Below are 8,268 nucleotides of genomic sequence, written 5' to 3' on the forward strand. Positions count from 1 at the left end.
TCGCCGCTCCGGCATCCCGCGCAATCTCGTCATCCCGGCGAACGCCGGGATCTCCGCCGGAAGTTCGCTCGTACCATCCAGCTATGTCCGAGGAGCTCGAACACAGGTCTTTCGCCTCCGTCAACGACCTGTGGGCCTGGCTGGAACAGAACCACCAGACCCACTCCGGTCTGTGGGTCGTCCTGCAAAAGTCGGGCAGCCCAACACCGTCGATCACCTTCCACGATCTGCTCGAGGCTGGCATCGCGTTCGGCTGGAGTGAGAGCACCCGCCGCGCGAACGACAAGACTTCCTACTTACAGAAGTTCACCCCTCGCCGCTCCAAGGGCACCCGCTCGGCGCGGAATACCGCCATCGCCGAGCGCTTGGAGGCCGAAGGTCGGATGACCACCGCCGGACGGGCCGCGCTCGGACGCTGACCACGTCCCTCAATCGACTGATCTCCAGTTGCTGTGGGATGGCGGAAGGACGGTCTGAGGACGGAAAGGCGGATTCGGGCCGGAGAACCGCTGAGGGCCGAGGGCATCCGACAGGGAATGCCAGCCCGGCCCGCGAGCCTCGATCCGATCAGCGGCAGCAGGCAGACATAGAAAGGCCCTCTGACCAGTTTCACCTAGTCAGAGGGTCTTCGGTGGTAGCGGGGACAGGATTTGAACCTGTGACCTCTGGGTTATGAGCCCAGCGAGCTACCGAGCTGCTCCACCCCGCGTCGCAAGAGCAACTATAGGGGAGTCCGGCGGCACACCCAAATCGGGCACCGTCGGCACAGTCGGCACCGACGTGCCGGTGAGATCGGGCCGAGGCCCTCGGCTAGACTTCCGGGCGATCCGCCGCCCCGGCCGGGGCAGCCTAGGAGGAGGACCGATGGTCTCCAGCACGACCGCTGCGACCGCCCCGCGCCGAGGATGGCGTTGGGCGGCACTGTTCGTCACTGTGGCATTGCTGTCGGCCTGTACGGGCCAGCCGTCGACGAACACCCAACCGCCCGCACACACCCTGGTGGTGGGCGCCACCCTCGAACCTCCGACAATGAACCCCAGCGCCTCGCCGGCCGCCTCGATTCCGCAGGTGCTGCTCTACAACGTCTACGAGACGCTGGTGAAGATGGACGCTGCCGGCGACCTCAAGCCGTGGCTGGCGCAGTCCTGGAACATCAGCACGAACCGCTTGGTCTACACCTTCCAGCTCAACCCGGCGGCGCACTTCGCCAGCGGCAAGCCGGTCACCGCGCAGGCCGTGGTGACCAGCTTCAACCGGATCAAGACCGAACCGACCATCCAGCCCCCGCTGGTGGAGCAGATGGCGGTGGTGAAGTCCACCGAAGCGGTCGACGACCACACCGTGAAAGTCACCCTGAACCACCCGTCCAACCTGTGGCTCTACGACATCAGCTCGACCGCCGGCATCATCTACGATCCGGACGGCCTGGCCACCCTCGACACCACGCCGGCCGGTTCCGGACCCTTCGTGCTGCGCAGCTGGAACAAGGGCCAAAGCGTCGTGCTGAGCGCCAACCCCTCCTACTGGGGGACTCCGCCGAGGCTCGACACGGTGACCTTCCGCTACCTCGACGCCAACGCCATGAACGCCGCGATGCTGTCCGGCGACATCGATGTGGTGTCCAACCTGCAGGCACCGGACGCGCTCGACCAGTTCAGCGACCCCAGCCGGTTCTCGGTGATCGAGGGCACCACCACCGGCGAGGTGGTGCTGGCGCTGAACAATGCCCGTCCGGCGCTCAAGGACGTCCGGGTACGTCGCGCGATCTCGATGGCGATCGACAAGAAGGCGCTGCTGGACACCGTCTGGAACGGCAAGGGGACGCTGATCGGCTCGATGGCGGTGCCGACCGACCCCTGGTACGAGGACCTGACCTCGATCAACGCCTACAACGTGGCCGGCGCCAAGAAGCTGCTCGGCGAGGCCAAGGTCAGCAACCTGTCGCTGAAGCTGCGGGTGCCGACCACCGCCTACGCCACCAAGAGCGCCCAGTTCGTGGAGAGCGCGCTGCGGCAGGTCGGCATCAAGGTGACCGTCGAGGAGCTCGACTTCGCCACCTGGCTCAGCGAGGTCCACAACGGCGGCAACTACGACATGTCCATCGTCGCCCACGTCGAGGCCCGTGACCTGCGCCGGTTCACCGACCCCAACTACTACTTCCACTACGACAACTCCACCTACGACAAGCAGTTCGAGGCTGCCGATGAGGCGCCCGCGAACGAGTTGGTGCCGTTGATGCGCAAGGCCGTCCGTACCCTTGCCCAGGACGCCGCCGCGGTCTGGCTGTTCGCGCTGCCCAACCTGGTGATCGCCAAGCCCACGGTGACCGGTATTCCGACGAACGCGGCCACGCTCAGCTTCGACCTGACCATGGTCTCCAACCGCTGAGGACGACTCCCCGGTGCCGATTCTGGCTTTCCTCGGGCGACGGCTCGCGATCTTCGCGGTGAGCCTGCTGGGCGCGTCCCTGCTGGTCTTCGCGGTCTGCTCGGCGCTGCCGGGGCAGGTCGCCGAGGTGATCCTGGGCGAGGGTGCGACCCCGGCCCAGATCGACGCACTGACCGCCGAACTCGGGCTGAACCGGCCGTGGACGGTGCGCTATTCCGAATGGGTCGGCGGCATGCTGCACGGCGACTTCGGGCAGTCCTACTTCACCGGCCAGAGCGTGATGGACCTGATGGCGCCGCGGATCGCGGTCACCTGGTGGCTGGTGCTCTTCGCCCTGGCACTGTCGATCGTGATCGCCGTCCCGGTCGGCATGGTGGCTGCCATGAAGCGGCGCTCCTGGGTGGGTTTCACCGCCTCGGCGCTCGCCCAGCTGGGCATGGCGATCCCGGCGTTCTGGGCTGCGATCGTGCTGGTGCTGATCTTCGCCGTCGGCCTGCACTGGCTGCCCGCCAACGGCTACATCCCGCTGCGGGTCGACCCGGTGAGCTGGGCGTCGCACCTGGTGCTGCCGGTGGTGTCGCTGGCCATCGTCCAGTCCGCGGTGCTGGTGCGCTACGTCCGCTCGGCCTTCATCGAGGTGCTCAGCGAGGACTACTACCGCACCGCACGGGCGGTCGGCTGGCGTCCGTTCCCGGCGTTGCTGCGGCACGGGTTGCGCAACGCCGCCCTGTCGCTGGTCACCGTCGTCGGCCTGCAGTTGTCGGCCGTCCTGGTCGGAGCGATCGTGATCGAGCAGGTCTTCGCCCTGCCGGGGCTTGGCAGCCAGTTGTTGTCCGCGGTGTCGCAGCGCGATCTGATGATCGTGCAGGGCATCGTGATGTTCCTGGCGGCCTCGGTGCTGCTGATCAACTTCCTGGTCGACCTGTCGTACGCCTGGATCGACCCGCGGCTCCGGGCGGAGGGTGCCCGATGAGGCGTGCCGGGTTGTGGTGCGGCGCCGTCCTGGTCGCCGGGGTGGTGCTGATGGCCGTCGTCTCGCTGTTCTGGACGCCCTACGACCCGACCCTGGTCGGGACGGCGCCCCGGCTGCAGGGGCCGAGCCCGGAGCACTGGCTGGGCACCGACGCAATGGGCATCGACGTGTTCAGCCGGATCCTGGTCGGTGCGCAGACCACCATCGTGGTCGGTGTGGTGTCGGTCGGCATCGCCGGTCTGCTCGGCGTGCCGTTGGGCATCCTGGCCGGCCAGGGACCGCGCTGGTTGGACGAGATCGTGATGCGGCTGACCGACATCGCCTATGCGTTCCCGGCGCTGCTGCTGGCGATCCTGTTGGCCGCCCGGTTCGGCGCGTCCCCGGTGACGGCGATGACGGCGATCGGCCTGGCCACCATCCCCAGCTTCGCCCGGGTCACCCGGGCCGGCACCTTGCAGGTGATGAGTAGCGATTTCGTGCTGGCCGCCCGGTCGTCCGGCACCCGCTGGCCGGGCATCTCGGCGCGGCACGTGCTGCCCAACATCGCCCCGCTGATCGGTGTGCAGGCGTCCGTCACCTTCGCGATGGCGATCCTGGCCGAGGCGGCGCTGAGCTATCTGGGGCTGTCGACGGCCGCGATCGTGCCGACCTGGGGGAAGATGCTGCGCGACGCCCAGACGGTGATGTTCAACGCGCCCCTGCAGGCCGTCTGGCCCGGGCTGGCGATCGCGATCGCGGTGCTGGGTTTCAACCTGCTCGGTGACGGCCTGCGCGACCTGCTCGATCCGCGGCTGCGGGAGGTGCGATGAGCCTGCTCGAGGTGAGTGACCTCTCGGTCGCTTTCGGACGCCGCCGCCAGGTCGCCGTCGACGGCGTCTCGTTCCGCCTGGACGCCGGCCAGCGGCTCGGCATCATCGGCGAATCCGGCTCGGGCAAGACGGTGACGGCTCTGGCCGTGCTCGGCCTGCTTCCGGAGAATGCCCTGGTCAGCGGCTCGATCCGGCTGGCTGACCGCGAACTGATCGGCCTGGACGAGGCGACGCACGCCCGGCTGCGCGGCGACCTGGTGTCGATGGTCTTCCAGGAGCCGATGACCGCCCTGGATCCGACGATGCGGGTCGGACGGCAGGTCGCGGAAGTGCTGCGGCTGCACGCCCCCGACCGCTCCGGGGCGGCCCGGACGCATGTGCTGGAGATGCTCACCCGGGTCGGCCTGGCCGACGCCGAGCGGGTCGCCGACAGCTTCCCGCACCAACTCTCCGGTGGGCAGCGGCAGCGCTGCCTGCTGGCGATGGCGCTGATCAACTCACCCGACCTGGTGATCTGCGACGAGCCCACGACTGCCCTCGACGTCACCGTGCAGGCCCGGGTGCTGACCCTGCTCGACGAGGTGCTGACCGCCGAAGGGGCAGCCTGCCTGTTCATCAGCCACGACCTGGCGGTGGTGTCGCAGGTGTGCAGCGACGTGCTGGTGATGCTGGACGGCCGGATCGTCGAGGCCGGGCCGGTGGCGAAACTGTTCACCGCACCCGAACACCCCTACACCCGCGGCCTGGTGGCGACCGCCCGGATCGATCAGGTGCCGCCCGGGCAGCGGCTGCCGACGGTGGAGGACTTCTATCGGCGGGAGGCGCGATGACCGGCGTACCGCTGTACCAGGTCAACGATCTGACCCGGGTCTTCGGCCGGAACGGCGCCGTCCGGGCGCTGGACGGCGTCAGCCTCGAGGTGCACGCCGGCCAGCGGCTCGGCATCGTGGGGGAGTCCGGCTCCGGGAAATCCACCCTGATCCGGCTGATGGCCGCGCTGGACCGGCCGACCTCGGGGGTGGTGTCGTTCGAGGGGCAGCAGGTGAGCGGCGTCCGCGAGGGCAGGCTCGGGTTCCTGCGGGCCGCCGTCCAGCTGGTGTTCCAGGATCCGCGCAGTTCGCTGAACCCGCGGATGACCGTCGGTTCGATCGTCACCGAACCGTTGCGCTCGCGGCACCTGCGCGGTGCGCTCGACCCGGTGGACGCCGGCGCCCGGCTGCGCGAGGTGCTCCAGGCCGTCGACCTGCCGCCGGACGCGGCGTCCCGCTACCCGCACGAGTTCTCCGGCGGACAGCGGCAGCGGATCGCGATCGCCCGTGCGCTGGCGCCCGATCCGCGGGTGCTGATCGCCGACGAGCCGGTCTCCGCGCTCGACGTGAGCGTGAGGGCACAGGTGCTGAACCTGCTCGCCGACCTGGTGGCCGCCCGCGGGCTGACGCTGATCTTCGTCAGCCACGACCTGTCGGTGGTGCGGCACCTGTGCGACTCGGTGGTGGTGATGCGGTCGGGACGGATCGAGGAGCAGGGCCCCGCCGAGCGGGTGTTCGCCGAGCCGTCCGCCGACTACACGCGCTCGCTGGTCGCCGCGATCCCTCGCCTCCGGCTGTAGCCGGCGCGCCACCGCTGATCGAGCTTGTCGAGATCCTTCCGGGGTCTCAGCAAGCTCGATCCAACGACTACCTCAGGGCACCGGGTCGGGCTGCGGCTCGACGATGGCGCGCGCCGGCCGGTAGCCGGTGTTGAGCACGTCCGGACGGTGCATGAAGAACACGGCGGCGACACCCAGCAGCAGCACGCAGGCCGGCAGGATCACCGATTGCGACATCGCGGCGGAGAAGCCGTCCAGGACGAACGCGGGCAGCTTGCCCTCGCCGAAGCCGCCGCTGTGATCGGCGGCACCCGGCAGGTTCGCCACCAGCCGGGACTGCATGAAGGCGGCGATCGCGGCCGAGCCGACCACCGAACCGATGGTCCGGGTGGTGTTGTAGATGCCGGCGCCGGCACCCGCTTGGCGCGGCGGCAGGTTCCGGGTGGCGGTGGTGGCCAGAGGACCCCACATGCCGGCATTCCCGATGCCCATCACTGCCGAGGGCAGCAGGAACATCCACACCGGGGTGTCGGGCTTCATCAACGCCGCGTACCAGAACAGCGCCAGGGAGGTGAGCAGCAGTCCGGGAACCAGCAGCAGGCGCGGGTCGACCCGGTCCAGGAGTTGGCCTGCGAACGGGGCGAGCCCGCCGGACAGGACTGCCATCGGCACCATCAGCAGGGCCGCCTGCGTCGGGCTGAGGCCGAGGGCGAGCTGGATGAAGAACATCAGCGGCAGCGACATGCTGGTCACGGTGAAGCCGACCGCGACGATGGCCAGGTTCGACACCGAGAAGTTCCGGTCGCGGAAGAGTTCCAGCGGAACCAGCGGCTCACTGCGGGTGCGGGCCTGTGTCCAGACGAACAGCCCGAGCACCACCAGACCGGTGATGATCATGCCCCAGACCGAGAACGGACCCCAGATGGTGCCCCAGGCGTAGGCCTCGCCCTCTTGCAGGCCGAAGACGATCAGGAACAGGGCGACCGCGCTGAGCAGCACGCCGACGATGTCGAAGCGGTGCGGATGGGTGGGCAGCTTCGGCACCAGCACCCAGGCCAGCACGAACCCGATCACACCGACCGGGAGGTTGATGAAGAAGATCCATTCCCAGCCGAAGCCGTCCACCAGCAGGCCGCCGGCCAGCGGGCCGACCAGGGTCGCGACGCCGGCGGTGGCGCCCCACAGGCCCATCGCGGCGCCGCGCCGGTTGGCCGGGAAGGTCCGGGTGATCACCGCCATGGTCTGCGGCGTCATCAAGGACGCGCCGAGGCCCTGCACGGCACGCATCGCGATCAGCATGCCCAGTGAGGTGGACAGCCCGCAGCCGAGTGAGGCGAGGGTGAAGATGGCCAGCCCGGCGAGGTACATGGTGCGGGGTCCGAAGCGGTCGCCGAGGCGTCCGGTGATCAGCAGCGGGACGGCGTAGGCGAGCAGATAGGCGCTGGTCACCCACACCACGTTGTCGAGATTGTTGGTGGTCGGGTCGAGCGCCGCCTTGATGGCGGGGTTCGCGACCGACACGATCGTGGTGTCGACCAGGATCATGAAGAATCCGACGACCAGCGCCCACAGCGCCGGCCACGGGTTGCTGGGACCCTGCATGCCATGGCTGTGGCCGTTGGGTTGGGCTCGGCCGGGTGCGCCGTCCGTGGTCCGTTCGGGCACGGAATCGGCCCGTGTCGTTTCGCTCATGCGTGTGTTGCCTCTCGATGGGTGGGGGCCTCGGCCGGCGCATTGTCGCGCGGCGGGCCCCAGACGGTGTCGCCCAGACGGGCGAGGAAGGTGTCGGTCCAGCGCAGTTCGGCGTCCAACAGGGCCGTCTGGCGGTCGATCTCGACGAGGTACTGCTCGGGGACCTCACGGTGCCGGGCTTTGACCAGGCCGTCGCGGTGCATCGCGTGTTCGGCGGCCAGGGCCTCGCGGCGAGCGGCCAGCAACTCGGCCACTTCGGGTCGCGGCAGGTTGTGCGACTCGGCCAGTGCAACCCGGAACTCCGCCGGGTGGTCGATCCGGGCGAGTTCGTGACGCACCCAGTGCGCCACGGCGTCCCGACCGTCGGCGGTGAGGGTGTAGGTGGTTCGTTCCGGACGGTTGCCCTCGCGGTCGGTGCCGACCTCGGCCAGCAGTCCCGCCGCGGTCAGTCGAGCGACCGTGTGGTAGAGCGTGCCGTTGGTCAGCGTGACCAGCCGGTCCTCATGCCGCTGTCGCATCAGCCGGATCATCTCGTAGGGGTGCATATCGCCCTCGCGAAGCAGCGCCAACACCATCACCGCGAGCGGGGTGATCCGGCAACCGTCCTTCATGAGCATCCTCCGGTTAGCCCGGTCTGGATATCCCAGACCAACTAGTCCGGATGGACTATATGCCGCAGATCGCCCTCACACAACCCGGTGACCGCGGGGACGGTTCTTAGGGTCACCGGGGACCGAAAGGACCGTCCCCCGTGATCAGTGGCCGGTCCGAGGAAGCGCGGGCTACTCGGCGAGCTGCTGGACGACGGCGTCGTGGAG

At 69.0% G+C, this 8,268-nt stretch carries 8 protein-coding genes and 1 tRNA gene; 6 read left to right on the forward strand and 3 right to left on the reverse strand.

What is annotated here, in order from left to right; genetic code table 11:
* Positions 1 to 83: 83 nt before the first annotated feature.
* Positions 84 to 419 (forward strand): hypothetical protein, encoded by a 336-nt coding sequence (locus Q0066_RS11640; RefSeq protein WP_298133068.1) that lies wholly within the window; start codon positions 84 to 86, stop codon positions 417 to 419.
* A 213-nt stretch (positions 420 to 632) separates the two neighbouring features.
* On the opposite strand, the gene Q0066_RS11645 is transcribed toward Q0066_RS11640, so the two are convergent.
* Positions 633 to 709 (reverse strand) — tRNA-Met (locus Q0066_RS11645).
* Positions 710 to 864: 155 nt separating this feature from the next.
* Here Q0066_RS11645 and Q0066_RS11650 point away from each other — a divergent pair.
* The 5 genes from Q0066_RS11650 to Q0066_RS11670 are packed head-to-tail and all read left to right on the forward strand — an operon-like array spanning position 865 to position 5,779.
* A complete protein-coding gene (locus Q0066_RS11650) occupies positions 865 to 2,388 on the forward strand; it encodes an ABC transporter substrate-binding protein (RefSeq protein WP_298133070.1) in 1,524 nt (507 codons plus the stop codon).
* A gap of 13 nt (positions 2,389 to 2,401) precedes the next feature.
* Positions 2,402 to 3,361, forward strand: coding sequence for an ABC transporter permease (locus Q0066_RS11655; RefSeq protein WP_298133071.1), 960 nt, complete (start codon positions 2,402 to 2,404; stop codon positions 3,359 to 3,361).
* Complete coding sequence (locus tag Q0066_RS11660; protein ID WP_298133072.1) at positions 3,358 to 4,170, forward strand: ABC transporter permease; 813 nt, start codon at positions 3,358 to 3,360, stop codon at positions 4,168 to 4,170. Before Q0066_RS11655 ends, Q0066_RS11660 begins: the two co-directional genes overlap by 4 nt.
* Positions 4,167 to 5,000, forward strand: coding sequence for an ABC transporter ATP-binding protein (locus Q0066_RS11665; protein WP_298133074.1), 834 nt, complete (start codon positions 4,167 to 4,169; stop codon positions 4,998 to 5,000). Before Q0066_RS11660 ends, Q0066_RS11665 begins: the two co-directional genes overlap by 4 nt.
* Entirely contained in the window at positions 4,997 to 5,779 is a 783-nt protein-coding gene (locus Q0066_RS11670) for an ATP-binding cassette domain-containing protein (RefSeq protein ID WP_298133075.1), read from the forward strand. Before Q0066_RS11665 ends, Q0066_RS11670 begins: the two co-directional genes overlap by 4 nt.
* A 72-nt stretch (positions 5,780 to 5,851) precedes the next feature.
* On the opposite strand, the gene Q0066_RS11675 is transcribed toward Q0066_RS11670, so the two are convergent.
* Complete coding sequence (locus Q0066_RS11675; protein ID WP_366521520.1) at positions 5,852 to 7,450, reverse strand: DHA2 family efflux MFS transporter permease subunit; 1,599 nt, start codon at positions 7,448 to 7,450, stop codon at positions 5,852 to 5,854.
* Positions 7,447 to 8,061, reverse strand: coding sequence for a PadR family transcriptional regulator (locus Q0066_RS11680; RefSeq protein WP_298133076.1), 615 nt, complete (start codon positions 8,059 to 8,061; stop codon positions 7,447 to 7,449). The genes Q0066_RS11675 and Q0066_RS11680 overlap by 4 nt, the downstream gene beginning before the upstream one ends.
* Between the last annotated feature and the right edge of the window lie 207 nt (positions 8,062 to 8,268).

The sequence above is a fragment of the Micropruina sp. genome, assembly GCF_027492755.1.
In the GTDB taxonomy this organism is placed as follows: domain Bacteria; phylum Actinomycetota; class Actinomycetes; order Propionibacteriales; family Propionibacteriaceae; genus Micropruina.